General features: G+C 68.4%; 15 protein-coding genes and 1 pseudogene. 11 read left to right on the forward strand and 5 right to left on the reverse strand.

What is annotated here, in order from left to right; all coding sequences use genetic code 11:
• From D7W82_RS07060 to D7W82_RS07075, 4 genes are all read left to right on the forward strand, one after another.
• Nucleotides 1-1,053, forward strand: coding sequence for an alpha/beta fold hydrolase (locus D7W82_RS07060; protein WP_120617590.1), 1,053 nt, complete (start codon nt 1-3; stop codon nt 1,051-1,053).
• Nucleotides 1,054-1,102: 49 nt separating this feature from the next.
• Nucleotides 1,103-2,986 (forward strand): PHB depolymerase family esterase, encoded by a 1,884-nt coding sequence (locus tag D7W82_RS07065; protein ID WP_120617591.1) that lies wholly within the window; start codon nt 1,103-1,105, stop codon nt 2,984-2,986.
• 393 nt (nt 2,987-3,379) lie between these two features.
• Nucleotides 3,380-3,718, forward strand: a complete 339-nt coding sequence (locus tag D7W82_RS07070; protein WP_120617592.1) for a UBP-type zinc finger domain-containing protein — start codon at nt 3,380-3,382, stop codon at nt 3,716-3,718.
• A 110-nt stretch (nt 3,719-3,828) separates the two neighbouring features.
• Nucleotides 3,829-4,470: a glutathione S-transferase family protein gene (locus D7W82_RS07075; RefSeq protein ID WP_120617593.1), complete on the forward strand. Its 642-nt coding sequence runs from the start codon at nt 3,829-3,831 to the stop codon at nt 4,468-4,470.
• An 8-nt stretch (nt 4,471-4,478) separates the two neighbouring features.
• On the opposite strand, the gene D7W82_RS07080 is transcribed toward D7W82_RS07075, so the two are convergent.
• Complete coding sequence (locus D7W82_RS07080) at nt 4,479-4,919, reverse strand: hypothetical protein (protein WP_120617594.1); 441 nt, start codon at nt 4,917-4,919, stop codon at nt 4,479-4,481.
• Between the two features lie 358 nt (nt 4,920-5,277).
• Between D7W82_RS07080 and D7W82_RS07090 the strand changes: the two genes are divergently transcribed.
• Nucleotides 5,278-6,987, forward strand: coding sequence for a DUF262 domain-containing protein (locus tag D7W82_RS07090; RefSeq protein WP_120617595.1), 1,710 nt, complete (start codon nt 5,278-5,280; stop codon nt 6,985-6,987).
• Between the two features lie 250 nt (nt 6,988-7,237).
• On the opposite strand, the gene D7W82_RS07100 is transcribed toward D7W82_RS07090, so the two are convergent.
• Both D7W82_RS07100 and D7W82_RS07105 read right to left on the reverse strand, forming a co-directional pair.
• Complete coding sequence (locus tag D7W82_RS07100; protein WP_120617597.1) at nt 7,238-7,837, reverse strand: IS630 family transposase; 600 nt, start codon at nt 7,835-7,837, stop codon at nt 7,238-7,240.
• Complete coding sequence (locus D7W82_RS07105) at nt 7,813-8,199, reverse strand: helix-turn-helix domain-containing protein (RefSeq protein ID WP_120617598.1); 387 nt, start codon at nt 8,197-8,199, stop codon at nt 7,813-7,815. Before D7W82_RS07105 ends, D7W82_RS07100 begins: the two co-directional genes overlap by 25 nt.
• A 75-nt stretch (nt 8,200-8,274) precedes the next feature.
• On the opposite strand from D7W82_RS07105, the gene D7W82_RS07110 reads away from it, so the two are divergent.
• Entirely contained in the window at nt 8,275-8,667 is a 393-nt protein-coding gene (locus D7W82_RS07110) for a hypothetical protein (protein ID WP_120617599.1), read from the forward strand.
• A gap of 98 nt (nt 8,668-8,765) precedes the next feature.
• Here D7W82_RS07110 and D7W82_RS07115 read toward each other — a convergent pair.
• Nucleotides 8,766-8,958: pseudogene (locus D7W82_RS07115) on the reverse strand (transposase); the annotation flags it as partial.
• A 281-nt stretch (nt 8,959-9,239) separates the two neighbouring features.
• Between D7W82_RS07115 and D7W82_RS07120 the strand changes: the two are divergent.
• Both D7W82_RS07120 and D7W82_RS07125 read left to right on the forward strand, forming a co-directional pair.
• Nucleotides 9,240-9,734, forward strand: coding sequence for a hypothetical protein (locus D7W82_RS07120; RefSeq protein ID WP_147439250.1), 495 nt, complete (start codon nt 9,240-9,242; stop codon nt 9,732-9,734).
• 130 nt (nt 9,735-9,864) lie between these two features.
• Nucleotides 9,865-10,311 carry a glutathione S-transferase family protein gene (locus D7W82_RS07125; RefSeq protein WP_233587352.1) on the forward strand — a complete coding sequence of 149 codons (447 nt, stop codon included), beginning with the start codon at nt 9,865-9,867 and terminating at the stop codon, nt 10,309-10,311.
• A gap of 145 nt (nt 10,312-10,456) precedes the next feature.
• On the opposite strand, the gene D7W82_RS07130 is transcribed toward D7W82_RS07125, so the two are convergent.
• Nucleotides 10,457-11,230: a DNA/RNA non-specific endonuclease gene (locus tag D7W82_RS07130; RefSeq protein WP_120617601.1), complete on the reverse strand. Its 774-nt coding sequence runs from the start codon at nt 11,228-11,230 to the stop codon at nt 10,457-10,459.
• A 686-nt stretch (nt 11,231-11,916) separates the two neighbouring features.
• On the opposite strand from D7W82_RS07130, the gene D7W82_RS07140 reads away from it, so the two are divergent.
• From D7W82_RS07140 to D7W82_RS07145, 3 genes are all read left to right on the forward strand, one after another.
• A complete protein-coding gene (locus tag D7W82_RS07140; protein WP_199727697.1) occupies nt 11,917-13,080 on the forward strand; it encodes a hypothetical protein in 1,164 nt (387 codons plus the stop codon).
• A gap of 182 nt (nt 13,081-13,262) precedes the next feature.
• Nucleotides 13,263-13,430 (forward strand): hypothetical protein, encoded by a 168-nt coding sequence (locus D7W82_RS40440; protein WP_158617605.1) that lies wholly within the window; start codon nt 13,263-13,265, stop codon nt 13,428-13,430.
• A 99-nt stretch (nt 13,431-13,529) separates the two neighbouring features.
• Nucleotides 13,530-14,909: an MBL fold metallo-hydrolase gene (locus D7W82_RS07145; RefSeq protein ID WP_120617604.1), complete on the forward strand. Its 1,380-nt coding sequence runs from the start codon at nt 13,530-13,532 to the stop codon at nt 14,907-14,909.
• Nucleotide 14,910 lies beyond the last annotated feature (1 nt).

A 14,910-nucleotide genomic window follows, 5' to 3' on the forward strand; every position in this document is an offset into this window, starting at 1 on the left:
ATGAGCCCCTTCCGCGCCCTCAAGGCCCTGCTGCTCGTGGCGGGGCTGGGTTCCTCCACCGGCTGCGTGCGCTCGTACGCCAGCGCGCCGCCGCTGGCGTTCCAGGACCTGGACTACGCGTCGCCCGGGGCGAAGGAGCCCTGGCCGCTGAAGCGGGTGGCCCTGCCCGAGACGGCGGCCACCTACGGCATGGCGCGCGTGCCGCGGATGGCCTACGTGGAGCTGCCCGCCGCGCCCGGCGCGCGCACCGTGGTGCTCATCCATGGCCTGGGCAGCTACCTGAAGTTCTGGAGCGCGCAGCTCGACGTGCTCCAGCGTGCGGGCTACCACGTCGTCGCGGTGGACCTGCCCGGGTATGGCAAGTCCGACAAGCCCGGCTCCTTTCCGTACACCATGGAGGCCATGGCGGACGCGGTGCGTGAGCTGACGCGGAGCCTGGGCGTCGAGCATCCCATCCTGGTGGGCCACTCCATGGGAGGGCAGACGGCGCTGTCGTACGCCATCCGCTACCCGGACGAGCCCGCGGGGGTGGTGCTGGTGTCGCCCGCGGGCTTCGAGAAGTTCTCCCAGAAGGAGAAGGACTGGTTCGCGCGGGTGATGAGCACGGAGTTCATCAAGTCCGCACCCGAGTACGGCATCCGGGGCAGCGTGCGGCAGGCCAACTTCCAGCACTGGCGGCCGGAGCTGGAGTGGCTCATCGAGGAGCGCGTGCGGCTGGCGAAGTCACCCGAGTTCGACGCGTATGCCTATGCCAACGTGCGCTCGGTGCGGGGGCTCGCCAACGACGACTTCGTGCGCGACAACCTCCACCGCATCACCGCCCCCAGTATCATCCTCTTCGGGGAAGCGGACCGCCTGATTCCCAACCCGTTCCTGCACGGTGGCTTCCCGCGGGACATCTTCGAATACGGCCACGCGCGCATCCCGGGCTCGAAGCTGGTGGGACTGGAAGGGTGTGGCCACACGGTGCAGCTCGACTGCCCGGTGCCGTTCAACGCGGCGCTGGAGGCGTTCCTCAAGAGCTTGCCTGTGGCCGGGGCACCCGAACCCTAGACGGACTCGGCCGCCCACCCTCCTCCCCCGTGGCGGCCAGGGAGGCACCATGCACGGTCGAGGCATTCGTCGTCTTGGGTGGTTCACGCACGTCCCCGGGTTTCGCGTCGCGGCGTTGGCCGTCGCGGCGGCCGCGGGCTGCGGCCCGTTGGGAGCCGAAGCGCCGGACACCGGCGTCCCCCAGCTCGAGCAGGTGGAGCAGGGGCTGACGCAGGTGACGGGCTTCGGGTCCAACCCCGGCAACCTCCAGATGTTCCGGCAGGTGCCCGCGGGCATGCCGGCCAACGCACCGCTGGTGGTGGTGCTGCACGGATGCACGCAGAGCGCCGCGGGCGTGGAGCCCGGTGGGTGGACCGCGGCGTCGAACGTCTACAAGTTCTACGTCGTCTACGCGCAACAGCCGAGCAGCAACAACCCCACCAGCTGCTTCAACTGGTTCGAGCCAGGGGACATCGCGCGCGGCGCGGGTGAGGCGCTGTCCATCAAGCAGATGGTGGACGCCATGAAGGCCGCCTATTCCATCGACCCGGCGCGGGTGTTCGTCACGGGCTTCTCCGCGGGAGGCTTCATGGTCCCCGCCATGTTGGCCACCTACCCGGACGTCTTCGCGGCGGGCGCCATCAACTCGGGCGGTCCGTACCGGTGCGCCAGCTCCATGACCGAGGGCTTCAGCTGCATGAGCCCCGGCGTCAGCAAGACGCCCGCGGCGTGGGCGGACCTCGTGCGCAACGCCTACCCGGGCTACACGGGTCCCCGGCCGCGCGTCTCCATCTGGCATGGCACGAATGACTACACGGTGAGGCCCTCCAACCTCACCGAGTCCATGAAGCAGTGGACGCAGGTGCACGGCATCGACCAGACGCCGGACACGACGGACTCCGTGGGGGGCTTCCCGCACAAGGTGTACCGGGACAGCGCGGGCACGGCGCTGGTGGAGACCTATGAGCTCACCGGCATGGGTCACGCCGTTCCGGTGGATCCGCAGTACAGCTTTCCCGGGAGCAGCACCGCCTGTGGCGCGACGGGCGCGTACCAGTCCGACGTGAACCTCTGTGGTGTGTATCACCAGGCGCTCTTCTTCGGGCTCACGGAGGCCAGCACTCCGCCGGATGACACCACCGCGCCCACGGTGAACGTGACAGCGCCTGTCTTTGGCGCCACGGTGAGTGGCACCGTGACGGTGACCGCGAGCGCTTCCGACAATGTCGGCGTCACGCGGGTGGACTTCTACGTGGATGGGAACCTCGTGGGCACGGACAGCACGGCGCCCCATGCGTTCAGCTGGGACAGCACGACGGTCGCCAACGGCTCGCATGTGCTGGGGGCCCGGGCGTTCGATGCGGCGGGGAACTCCGCGCTGGACGCGGACACGTCCGTCACGGTGAGCAACAGCGGGACGACGCCGACGATGGTCAGCTTCACCAGCATCGCGGCGGAGGATGGCTACGTGAAGGCGAACGCGGACGGGAGCGCGGCGGAGCTCGGGACGCTCACGGGCCTGGCGCTCGGGCGGGGGGTGGACGGCAAGCACAACCGCTCCCTGCTGTCGTTCGACACGTCCAGCCTGCCGGACACCGCCAGCATCACCCAGGCGTTCCTGACACTCTCCTATTCGTCCGGCTCCGGAGACCCCTGGGCCAGCCCCGCGGGCAACACGCTCGTCATCGACGTGGCCACGGGCACCTTCAACGCGGCCGCGACGGAGACGGGCGACTGGGCCGCCCCCGCGACCGCGAGCGCCGTGGCGGGCGTCGCGAAGTTCACCGCGGGCACCGTCCGCTCCACGGACTTCGCGGGGGCGGGGACGTCCGCCGTCAACACGCGGGGCCGGACGCAGCTGCGCCTGCGCTTCGCCCAGAATCCCGCGGCGACGGCCTACCTCTTCGTGAAGGACGGTGCGAACGCCACGCTCACCGTCGTCTACACGCCGTAGTCCATGCCCGCCGCCCCGGGGGACATCCGGGGCGGCGGGGAGATGGGCAGGCCACTGCTCAGAGTGACCACGAATCCGTAGACGGCGGCCTCGCGAAGCCTGGGGGCTCCCGGCGAAGAGATGCTCCTGAAGACGAGGCCGTCTGCTCCCAGGCGGCATTCGAGCGCATCACCTGTCCGCCCCATGCCCAGGCATCGGGCACGGCCATGATTCCCCCTCGCCTCCCCCCAACCGCGAGTCGCGCCGGTCTCAGCCGGCGAGGGCGCGGCCGTCGTGAGCAGTGGCTCGCCTGCCTGGCCTCCGCCCCCAGCCGCGTTGCGACCGGCCCCCTCGCATCCCCATGTTCGACACGATGAGGCCACCGGACGGAGGCCCCAACACGGAGCGTGAGCCATGAACAAGGCATGTCCCCACCTGCAAGCAACCGAGCATCACCGGAGGGCCCCCGTCCACCCCAGCGGACACGGCTGCGCGGAGTGTCTGAAGGACGGAGGGGACTGGCTCCATCTGCGGATGTGCCTGACCTGCGGGCACGTGGGCTGCTGCGACGACTCGCCGTCACGCCACGCGACCCGGCACTTCCACGAAAGCGCCCACCCGGTCATGAAGTCGTTCGAGCCCGGGGAGGACTGGGCCTGGTGCTACGTGGATGAGCAGCTCCTCGAGCGGATTCCCACCTTCCCAGGTGAGTCGCCGCCGGTGCACTACTCGGCCCCCATGAGCGCGCCGTAGGCACCTGGCCTTGGACGCCTGCGCGGCGCCCCTGACAATACCTGACAGACCCTTGTCACACCGGGTGGATAGGACCTCCCCCTCAACCCGTGCCGTCCCGGAGGTCCTTCTTGAAGCTCTACTTCCATCCCCTGTCCGGAAACTCGCGCCGCGTGCTGCTCGTGGCCGCCCACCTCGACCTTCCCCTCGAGCGCATCGTGGTGGACCTCACCACGGGCAAGCAGCGTGAGGCGTCGTACCTGGGCATCAACCCCAACGGGCGCGTCCCCGTCCTGGACGACGGCGGCTTCGTGCTCTGGGAGTCGCGCGCCATCATGGTGTACCTCGCCGAGAAGACCCCGGGGCAGACCCTGCTCCCAACGGACGCGCAGGGCCGCGCAGACGTCAACCGCTGGCTGTTCTGGTGCTCGGCCCACATGGCCCCGGCGAACACCGTGCTCGTCCAGGAGAACTTCGTGAAGCAGCGCACCGGCCGCGGGCCGCCGGACCCCGCCGAGGTTGCGCGCGGTGAGGCCCTCGTCGCGCAGACCGCGCCTGTGCTGGACTCGCACCTGGCGGGCAGGACGTGGGTCGCGCAGGAGCGCCTGACGCTCGCGGACCTCTCGCTCGCCGCGTCGTTCGCCCTCGCGGGCCCGGCGCGCCTGCCCCTCGAAGGCTACGCGAACCTCCGGGCCTGGCTGGGGCGCGTGCAGGAGCTGGACGCGTGGCAGCGCACCGCGCCCCCCATGCCGCCGCCGGCCGCCCGGAGCTGACGCGAACTTCAGGTCCTGGCGAGGAAGGCGTCCGCGTCACCGCCTTCGCACTTCCAATCGGCGTACACCCCGATGAGTCCGCAGGCGGGACAGAAGCACGCGATGTAGAGCCAGCGGACGTCCTTCGTCCCTTTGTACAGCGCCACGCCCGACACGATCTGGAATGCCTCTGCGCCGCAGAGGCACTCGCTGCGTTGGAGTTCTGCGGTGTCGGCGTACTCGGCGCTGTCCCCTACCCACTGGACCGCGCCACAGCCCGTGCAGGTCCTCCTCGCGACGTCGCTGTCTTCGTCCTGATCCAGGGTGAAGGTGTGTGCCCCACAGGGGCAGCGCACTTCGTGGAACCGGGTCGCCGGGTAGCCGTTGAGCTGGCTGTACCGTCCCATCTCCAGCCGCGCGTCCTCCAGCCCCGTTCCATACCAATGCTTGCCCTTCTTGCGCGGCGCCATGGCTCGACCCTCCGTGGGGAAGCGGGAGCCTGCCGCGTCTTCCCGTCGCTGTCAGGTCCGGCGACGCATGGGGCGAAGCGAAGGCCTGTCGTGGATGGGGGCGGGTGCGGAGGTGTTGAGGAGGGACGCTGATGGGTGACGCCGAGCTTTGCGCCTGGCCAGTGCAGAAGCGGTGCAGCCCTCAATTGAGGGAACCCGGTCCTGGACCAGTTATACGCAGGAGAAGGAACCGGAGGTGCCTTGCGCCCCCGGCGCTCTGTTATGAACTGCGGACGCTGGTCACGGACCTGCGCAAGCATCCGTGGAAGATCCTCTGGAAGGATTGAGCGGCCAGGACCCCATACCACTACAAAAAACTATGACGACTGAAACCATCAAAGGCACCGAAGCCCTACTGCACAAGGTCTTCAGCGACGACTTCGCGTTTGAAATCCCGGAGTACCAGCGACCGTACGCCTGGAAGCAACAGCAGGCGGATGAACTACTCCTGGACCTCATCGGAGCACTCGGGACCACGGAAACCTCGGAGATCGGACAAGCCACTCCTTATTTCCTGGGCAGCATCGTCCTGATTGAAAAGGAGAAGGCCAAGTTCGAGGTCGTCGATGGTCAGCAGCGACTGACCACCCTCACGATCCTTCTCTCCGCGCTTCGGCACGTCATCACTGCACCGAGGATCCAGGCATCCATCTCTCGCTTCCTGATGCAGGAAGGCGACGAGGTGCTCAGCACGCTGGACCGGCCCAGACTCAAGCTCCGGCAGCAGGACGCCCCCTTTTTCAAGAAGTACATCCAGGACAAGGGCGGTTTCACCGAGCTGCTGAAGCTCCAGACCAAGCCCGCGACCGAAGCACAGGAAAACATCAGGGCCAATGCCCAGCACCTCGCCGACGCGCTTTCCAAGCTCCCAGAGCAGGACTGCCAGCGGCTGGTCGCATACATCGCCCAGCGCTGCTTCCTTGTCATCGTCTCCACGTCGAATCTCGACTCGGCGTTCCGCATCTTCTCCGTGCTCAATGACCGGGGACTCGACCTCGCGGTGTCGGACATCATCAAGGCGGAGCTCCTGGGGCGGTTGCACTCCAGTAACTCAAGCCACACGGGCGAGTATCAGCGCCGTTGGGAAGCGCTCGAGAACGACCTGGGGCGGGATCGCTTCCAGACGCTCTTCAACCACATCCGGATGATCCATTCCCGGAAGAAGCTCCAGGGCACCGTGCTCGCGGAGTTCCGTGAGTTCGTCCTCAAGGGCAAGACAGACGTGGGCGCGTTCCTGGATCAGTCCTTTTTCCCGTACGGACAGGCGTTCGAAACGATCCTCCAGGAGAACTACCAGGGGATGGATGAGGTCGCGGCACGGAAGGTCAATGCTGCGCTCAAGTGGTTCTCCTACATCGACAACACGGACTGGCTACCGCCCGCCATCCTCTACTTGAAGAAACACTCCAACAGCCCGGCGCTGCTCATTGAGTTCTTCCAGGACCTGGAGAGACTCTCAGCGTTCTTCATGTTCGTCCGGCCGACGATCAATGTCCGCTTGGAGCGCTACGCCCAGGTGCTGGAAGCCATCGACCTGAACGCGAACCTCCGAGAGGACGGCAGCCCCCTCCAACTCACGCAGGAAGAACGGGAGGAGGCCATGCAGGTCATCGAGGGTGACGTCTACAATGCCTATCCCACCGTCCGGCGCCTCATCCTGCTGCGGCTCGACAGCGAGATCTCGGCGGGTGGCGCCACCTACGAACTCGACCGGCTCTCCGTCGAGCACGTGGTCCCCCAAACAGTCAAACCCGGGAGTGATTGGGAAAAGCACTTCCCGGACTCGGAGGCCCGACAGCAGATGATCCACCGGCTGGGGAACCTGGTCCTCCTCACCCGGAGGAAGAACAGCCAAGCGTCGAACTACGACTTCGCCATCAAGAAGGCCAAGTACTTCTCGACGGCGGAAGGCGTCACGAACTTCGCCCTGACCAACATGGTCCTGAAGGAAGACAGTTGGACTTCCACCCACTTCCAGGCCCGCCAGACTGACCTCTCCCAGCGTCTGAAAGCCGTCTGGCGACTGTAGGCCCGCGCAGGCTGGAGCCCGCCCGGCGGTGGCACCTGCAGTTGGAGAAGCTGAACACGGAAGATCCCGGGCGGCTGGCGCGGCTGCTCTCCGAGGGGGCGCTCAGTCCGATGCAGGACCACACGCGCTTCGAGCTCGCCGTGGCCATCCGGCTCCTCCAGTGCCTGGAGGCACGGCTGGAGGTGCGTCAGCCCGGGCGCTGGAGGCTGCAGCGAACACTCGTGATACGTGGCCGGACTGACAGCGTAGCTCAGTGAGGCTGAGCAACGGGGTAGCCGCAGTGAGAGAACCAGCCTGCGGCGTCCCTGGGCGTGAGTGCAGCCAGGGCCAGTCGGAGGCCGCAGCCGAGAGACTGACGCGTGCGCAGCTTCCACTTGCGCAAAAGCGCCTTGAGCTTGCTCCAGGCTGGCTCGATGGGGCTGAAGTCCGGGCTGTAGGGCGGCAGGAAGAGGACTCGGGCGCCCCGCGCCTCAATGACGTCGATGAGTGCGCGGCAGTGGTGCACGGCCAGGTTGTCCCAGACAACGACCTGGCCGGGTTCGAGGACCGGCACCAGATGCTCCAAGACAAAGCGGCCCCAGACTTCCAGGGTGGTGCCCCCCTCCACCTCCAGGTGAGCGGTAATGCCTTGAAGCGTCAGGGCTCCGATGACTGTCGTGACGCAGCCCCGGTTACGAGGGACGGCTTCGCCCTTCAACCGCTCTCCACGAGGTGCGCGCCCATGCGTGCGGGTCATGTCCGTGCGGCAGCCCGTCTCGTCCACCACGACAAGCGCTTCGGCAGGCACACGCCGCAGGGCCCACGCGTATTGCCATCGCAGAGCCTCTACGGCCGGGCTGTCGCTCTCCACGGCGTGGAGTGACTTTTTTTACGCGTCAGCCCCATGCGGTGCAGCACTCGATTCACGGTCGCGTGGCCCACGGTGTACTGCGCATGCTGGGCATACAGCCGCGCCAGCTCTTCATCGGTCGCATCAGGACGCTCCCGCACCAGCCGCCACAGGAGCGCTTCCCCCTCGGCATCCACCTTGCGCCGAGCTCCGCCTCCATGCGGACGGGGCCGGGCGCTTCCGCTCGCCTCGAACCGAGTGATGTATCGGCGCACTGTCGCGTACCCCAGCATGAAGCGCCGGGCGATGGCACTCTTGCCCTCGCCCTGTTGCCAGGCCGCAATAACCCGCTCCCTCAGGTCGAGCGAATGGCCGTTGGACATGGTGCTCCCTCCTCACCTCTCCAACACCCCAGTCTGCTCACCTCATTCAGGCTCCGCTGTGAGTTCGCCGTCCTCGTGCGCGACGATGGCGCACAGGTGCGGCTCTTCTACAACCAGACGGTCCTGGGACCGGGAGCGGTGGAAGCGGGCTCGCGTCACTACTTCGGCCATACCGGACGGATGCGGCCCGACCTCACGCTGAGCGTGGCGCTGCCCTGCGGAGTGGAGCGCAGCGCCATCGTGGAGATCAAACACTCGGCAGAGCCGGACACGCTCCTCGCCGGCTTCCACGAGGCGAACCTCTATCGACTCGAATATGCGAGGTGGCTGAGCGGATGGCCTCAGGCCGTGCTGGTCGCGTCCGGCACACTGGCCGGAGCCCCACGGCGAGAGGATGACGTCGTTGCCGTCGACTGGGCACACTGGGTCCCGGACGACGTTGTCGACGGGTTCCTCGACGGCCTCTGAGGCTTCAGGTGCGCGCCCCTTCCGCCGCTCAGGCCCACTCCGTCAACCCCTCGCGCTGGTACAGGGTCGCGAACGAAGGGCGCGGCACACTCAACCGGTCAGGGCAACACGCTCTCTAGCTTCTCAGCGGGAGGAAGGAAACCGAGCGTCTTGCGTGGGCGGCAATTTGAGGCGGGCGGCAATCGCGTTGAGCTGAGCCTGCGAGTAGACGGACAGGTCGGTGCCGTCGGGGAAGTACTGGCGTAGCAGACGGTTGGTGTTCTCGTTCGTCCCCCGTTGCCAGGGTGAGCGTCAGAGCGCCGGGGGACTCTCACCCCCAACTTCCCCCTCCAGCGAGGCCAGGAACCGAGCTGGACGCGATGGGACGGCACCTCGAACCGACGCAAGCCTTCACCCCGGGTGAGGGCCCCTCTTGATTATCCATAAAAAGCTGAATAATCTGAAAACACCTACCCGAGCGTATGGGCAGGCATTGGGCTGGGGAGGCACATCGCGCCCCAGGTGAACCTGTCGTCACATGAAGGGGGAATGAATCAATGAAGCGATTTTTCGAGGGGGCGTCTTCAGCAGTGGTGGCATTGGCCGCGGTCACGATGCTCGCTGGCTGCGGCGCCGCGCCAGAAGAAGAGGGAGCGGAGTTCGACGTGGAGGTGGCGAAGTCGTCGCTCTCCTTCACGGGCTGGGTGGTCTACGACGCAGGGACGCGCTGTACCGTCGGTGGCAGCACCATGCACTGCTGTCCTACCGGCTACGCCATGATTGGCGCGCACCTCAGCAAGGACGTCTTCAAGTGCGCTCAACTCTCCTCCACGAGCGGCTCCCGCTTCCTGGATGCGGGCGGCAGGCGCAACGGGATGCATGCCTGTCCCTACGGCAGCGTCATGGTCGGCCTGCACGTCAGCAATGACTACCTGGCCTGCCAGTATCCCGGAACGAGCGTCGTCTCCGAGTATGTGGATGGGAGCCCCGGCACGAACGACTCCTATCCCATGCACGTGTGCGGGGCCGGCGGGTACGCGATGAGCGGCATCCACGTCAGCAACAACCTGTTCACCTGCGCCCGGTAGCACCGGACACCGCGAGGACCGCTCGACGTGGAGCGGTCCTCGGCGGGATGAGAAGGCGTTCCTCTCCGTCCTGAAGCCGTGCCCCGGACGAGGCCTGACAGACCCTTGTCACACCGGGTGGGAGCGCATCGTGGTGGACCTCACGTACCTCGCCGAGAAGACCCCGGGGCAGACCCTGCTCCCGACGGACCCGCAGGGCCGCGCCGACGTCAACCGCTGGCTGTTCTGGTGCTCGGCCCACATGGCCCCGGCGAACACCGTGCTCGTCCAGGAGAACTTCGTGAAGCAGCGCACCGGCCGCGGGCCGCCGGACCCCGCCGAGGTTGCGCGCGGTGAGGCCCTCGTCGCGCAGACCGCGCCCGTGCTGGACTCGCACCTGGCGGGCAGGACGTGGGTTGCCCAGGAGCGCCTGACGCTCGCGGACCTCTCGCTTGCCGCGTCGTTCGCCCTCGCGGGCCCGGCGCGCCTGCCCCTCGAAGGCTACGCGAACCTCCGGGCCTGGCTGGGGCGCGTGCAGGAGCTGGACGCGTGGCAGCGCACCGCGCCCCCCATGCCGCCGCCGGCCGCCCGGAGCTGACGCGAACTTCAGGTCCTGGCGAGGAAGGCGTCCGCGTCACCGCCTTCGCACTTCCAATCGGCGTACACCCCGATGAGTCCGCAGGCGGGACAGAAGCACGCGATGTAGAGCCAGCGGACGTCCTTCGTCCCTCCTCAGCGGCGCCTCAGTTGCAGCCCTGGCTCGACAGCCAGTTCACGCCGCGGGTCCGCTCGGTCGTGCCGTTCGTCCCGCCGCCGTCCGTGTTCGAGAAGGACATGGACACGGCGCTCCCCGTGGACTGGTTGGTGATCTGCATCGTCAGGTTGTTGGGGATGAGCGCGGTGGAGTTCGGGTAGTTCGCGCCAATGGAGTAGCGCAGCCGGCCGAGCGGCAGGCTCCCGCACCCGGCCATCGCATTCTCGAGCTGCAACCAGTTGCCACGGTTGAAGTTGGCATCCTGAGGCACCAGGTTCGCCCGCCCTCCCCAGCCCCCGAGCTGTGAGCCGAAGAGGTGGCCTCCGTCATAGTCGTTGCTGGGGTTCTCCGCGTCTCCCCACTGGCCCACGTTCGTCTGACAGGAGTCGACGCGCGGCGCGGCGGTGATCCGCGGCAGATCCTTGTACGCCCGGTTCGGCCGGCCCACGCTGTCGATGAAGTAGTACTCGCCGTCGAAGCTGTGCCACTTGTTCCGGTCCGTCGACGGGAAGAGCTTCGGGCAGTCGCTGATCAAGGCCGCGGTGACGTCCCCGTGGGCGACGTACCCGACGCCGTAGGGCGTCAGCGCCTGCCGGATCTCCTCCTCCGTGTGGCTCTCGAAGAAGTCCATGAGGCCGCTCGGGCCACCGAAGTCCTGCTCGAGCTGAGAGGTGATGTCTTCTCCGCCCAGGTCCGTGACGCCGCAACCGCCGAGCAACAGACCCAACACCACCGCGACTGAGAGCTTGTTCAGGGTGCGCATTCTTCCGGCTCCTTTGGGCGGCCTTGATTACCAATAAATCAAGAAAACACAAAAGAAAGGCGATAGGCGCTTTGTGAGATTTCTACAACAGCCCTGCAGCAACCTGTTTCAACCGCGAACGCGTGAGCTGGGCGCCAGTGGCCAAGGCCCGCAGGCTGCAATCATTGCCATGCAATGTGACGTTCTGGAGCGGAGACCAGGCGGTGGCGGCGGCGACTTCGTCCGCCAGCTGCACGCCTGAGCCGCTCTGACGGGCAAGAGGCTCCGAAGGCCAGTCTCCCAGGCAGCGTGGGCAGTCCCCCTCGCTGAAGCATGAGAGGTCCTTGCATCCGCGCCGAGGCGCCCGTCAGAGCGTCAGCGACTGGCACTCCAGAAGAGCAGCGGCTCCTGGGACACGGTGACCACCTGGCGGCGCAGCCAGCGCGGGTCCAGGTCGCGCACGTCCTGCCCGTCCAGCAGCACGCGGCCCGCGTTCGGGTCGTACAGGCGGCCCAGCTGGCCTGCGGGTACACCAGGCCCATGCCGCTGCCCAGCACCAAGAACGCCGTGGCCGCGACCAGCCGCCGCCGTTCCGGCCGTATCAGCCTCCAGAGCTGGCGCGGCAGTTCCCCCGGCCGCGGCACCGCCTGCTCGTCGCTCACGCCGCGCTCCATCACCGGGCCTCCCGGTCCAAAGGTTCCCAACCCATGCGTCCCTGCCCTGAAGTGCCAGACGCCATCCCACGCTCCGTGGCCGGGGATCCCTCCCTCCCTACGGAGCGCACCGCTCCGCCGGGCTGTGCGGACGTCGCGGAGTCCCAACTGGAGGGGCTCTGCACCGCGCTGGGCTGGAGCGCGCCGGACGCGGGCGCACGAGCGCTGCTGCGCGGCTTCACCTCCACGTGGACGCAGCGGCCACGAGCCGAAGGCCCGCGCTTCTCCGCCGTCGCGGACGACGGCTCTCCTTATGAGTTCTCGCTGGCCTTCACGCCCGGACGCGCGGAGCTGCGCGTGCTGGTGGAGGCCCAGTCGGAGCCCGCCACCGCCGCGGGGTACTGGGCCGCAGGACGGGCCCTCACCGACTCGCTCGCACGGACGTTGAAGAAGGAGCGCGCGCCGCTGGACGGCGTGCTGGACCTCTTCGTGCCGCGCGGCCCGCGCAACTTCTGCGCCCTGTGGCACGGGCTGCGCTTCACGCCGGGCCGCGACCCGGACGTGCGCCTCTATCTGGATCCGCACGCGCGCGGCCCGGGCAGCGCGCCCGAGGTGGTGGCGGAGGTGCTGGAGCGCCTGGGGCTCGAGGCCTCGCGGCCGGAGGTGGACGCGGTGCTCGCGGGCGGGCGGCTCGGGCTGGGCCTGCTGGCGCTGGACCTGGGCGCGCCCTCGCGCGTGAAGCTCTACTTCTCCGCCCCAGGCCTCACCGCGGACGAGGTGGAGGCCACGGTGGCGCACGCGGTGGACGCGGTGCCGGGAGAGGCGCGTGCGTTCTTCCGGCAAGTGCTCGGCACGGACGGGCCTCATGCAGGGCCGCCCCTGCGCGTGTGCTTCACGCTCGACGCGGCGACGGGCGGCCGCCTGTCCCGGCCCGTCACCGACCTCACCGTGGGCACCCTGGACGATTCCACCGTCACGGCGCGCACCCGCGAGGTGCTGCGCGGACACGGGCTGGACGTGGCCGCCTACGAGCGCTGCCTCGAAGTGATGGCCTCCGCGCCGGAGGCCCCGGGTCATGGGCTGCACCCGGTGCTGTCCTTCCAGCGCGACCGCGGCGAGCCGCGCGTCACCGCCTACCTGGCGCCGCGCCTGTATCCCACCGGCGGCGAGGACACCGGGCCGCGCAAGCACGCGCTCTGGCGGGCGTGGAACGCGTAGCAATCCAAGACACGCCAGCGGCCCTGTTCGAGCGGGCACGACCAGGAAAACCGCGTGGGCTCGTATCGAATTCTGGTGGGGGAAACCGGTTCCCGAAAGGCGGCGATACCCGCGCCTGCGGAGGCCGGCACCACCGCCTTCGCGAAATCCATCGCAAGGCCAATCACACACACCGGAGAAGTATGAACACCACGACCGAGACGACCCTCGTCGAGATCTGCGACCTCGACACCGTGCCCTCCGCCAACCTGGCCTCGAACAAGTTCGAGTACGGCGCGGAGGAGTCCGCCACGGCGCAGCAGATGATGGCCATCGAGCCGCCGACGACCTACGGCTGCTGCGCCTGGTAGTCCGCCGTCCGCAGTGAAAGGGGCGCGGCCGGCATCGACCCGGTGCCGGTCGCGCCCTTCTGTCCCGCCCCCAATCCGGGCCCGGCCCGGGAGAAGCCCATGCGAATCACGGTGCTCGGCCATGCGGGCCTCTACGTGGAGGCCGCCGGCGAGCGGATTTTGATCGACCCCGTCCTGCGTGACACTCCGCTCGGCCACGGCAGTCTGGTGTTCTACCCGGGACGCCGCCTCGCGCCGGACGCGGTGCCGGGCCCGACACTGCTCGTCATCAGCCACGCGCACTGGGACCACTTCGACCTGGAGAGCCTGGAGCGGCTGCCGCGCGACGTGCCGGTGGTGGCCCCCAACGAGGCCAGCGTGCTTGCGGGGCTGCGGCGATTGGGCTTCGCGCGCGTCACCGCGCTTGAGTCCTGGCAATCGCACGTGCACGGCGGCGTGAAGCTCACCGCGACGCCGTCCGCGGGCGACATCACCGAGATGGGCGTGCTGCTGGAGGCGGAGGGCACGCGCTTCTGGGACATGGTGGACGCGGAGGTGGGGCCGGAGGTGGGCGAGCGCATCCTCGCCGAGCACGGGCGCGTGCACATCGTCGCGGCCAAGTACCAGCCGCAGGGCAAGCTGCAGGTGCAGCTGCTGTGGGGGCTGGGGACGTCGTTCGACAAGCGCGACGTGGCCCGCTCGCTGGAAGCCGCGAGCGTGGTGCAGCCGCAGTTCGTCTTCCCCTATGCGTGCGGCCTGGCCTTCCAGGGGATGCACGCGTGGATGAACAAGCAGATATTCCCCTTCACCCAGCCGCAGGTGGTGCGGCTGCTGCGCGCCCGCCTGCCCCAGGCCCGCGCCGAGCAACTTCACCCCGGCGACGTCCTGGAGCACCGGGACGGGGGCGTGGCGCTGCATGCGCAGGCGTCGCCCTTCGTCCGGCACGAGGAGGCGCGGCACGACCAGGACTGGGAGCCGCTCGACAGCACCAGCCTGGATGACCCGCTCACCCCGGCCGAGGCCGACGACACGCGGCGGGAGGTGGAGGCGCTGCTGGCGGGCCCCTTCGCGCGCTGGCTGCGGGCGCACTTCGCGACCGAGGGCTACCTGCGCGCCTTCATCGAGTACCGCGTGGTGTGGCAGCTCGTCGTGCACCTGGGCCCGGGCCGGCGGCTTGCGTACGCGCTGGACTTCCGCGCGCCGCGGCTCGCCCTGCTCAAGGGCATGCACGAGGACGCCAACTACTTCGTCCACGTGTCCGGACGCGGGCTGACGCGCAGCATCCAGCGGCCGGAGATTTCGGGCGACCTGTTCAACCTCTGCGGCGACCTGCGCCTGTTCGAGAAGGTGCTGGGCGTGGTGGATGGCCACTTCTTCGTGCCGCCCGTGGCCGGCAAGGAGCTGCTCGTCTCACTGCCGGACCCGCTGACGCTGTTCTTCCGCCAGGCCCCCGCGTCAGCGCCCGGCCTGGCGATGTCCGCGCACGAGGAGAGGGCCTGAC

Source organism: Corallococcus sp. CA049B (assembly GCF_003611685.1).
Classification (GTDB): Bacteria; Myxococcota; Myxococcia; order Myxococcales; family Myxococcaceae; genus Corallococcus; species Corallococcus coralloides.

Coding starts and splice junctions, on each gene's coding strand:
- D7W82_RS07090 (WP_120617595.1), top strand. CDS start 5,278: ATGACGACTGAAACCATCAAAGGCACCGAAGCCCTACTGCACAAGGTC.
- D7W82_RS07080 (WP_120617594.1), bottom strand. CDS start 4,919: ATGGCGCCGCGCAAGAAGGGCAAGCATTGGTATGGAACGGGGCTGGAG.
- D7W82_RS07140 (WP_199727697.1), top strand. CDS start 11,917: ATGCGTCCCTGCCCTGAAGTGCCAGACGCCATCCCACGCTCCGTGGCC.
- D7W82_RS07145 (WP_120617604.1), top strand. CDS start 13,530: ATGCGAATCACGGTGCTCGGCCATGCGGGCCTCTACGTGGAGGCCGCC.
- D7W82_RS07130 (WP_120617601.1), bottom strand. CDS start 11,230: ATGCGCACCCTGAACAAGCTCTCAGTCGCGGTGGTGTTGGGTCTGTTG.
- D7W82_RS40440 (WP_158617605.1), top strand. CDS start 13,263: ATGAACACCACGACCGAGACGACCCTCGTCGAGATCTGCGACCTCGAC.
- D7W82_RS07060 (WP_120617590.1), top strand. CDS start 1: ATGAGCCCCTTCCGCGCCCTCAAGGCCCTGCTGCTCGTGGCGGGGCTG.
- D7W82_RS07065 (WP_120617591.1), top strand. CDS start 1,103: ATGCACGGTCGAGGCATTCGTCGTCTTGGGTGGTTCACGCACGTCCCC.
- D7W82_RS07105 (WP_120617598.1), bottom strand. CDS start 8,199: ATGTCCAACGGCCATTCGCTCGACCTGAGGGAGCGGGTTATTGCGGCC.
- D7W82_RS07070 (WP_120617592.1), top strand. CDS start 3,380: ATGAACAAGGCATGTCCCCACCTGCAAGCAACCGAGCATCACCGGAGG.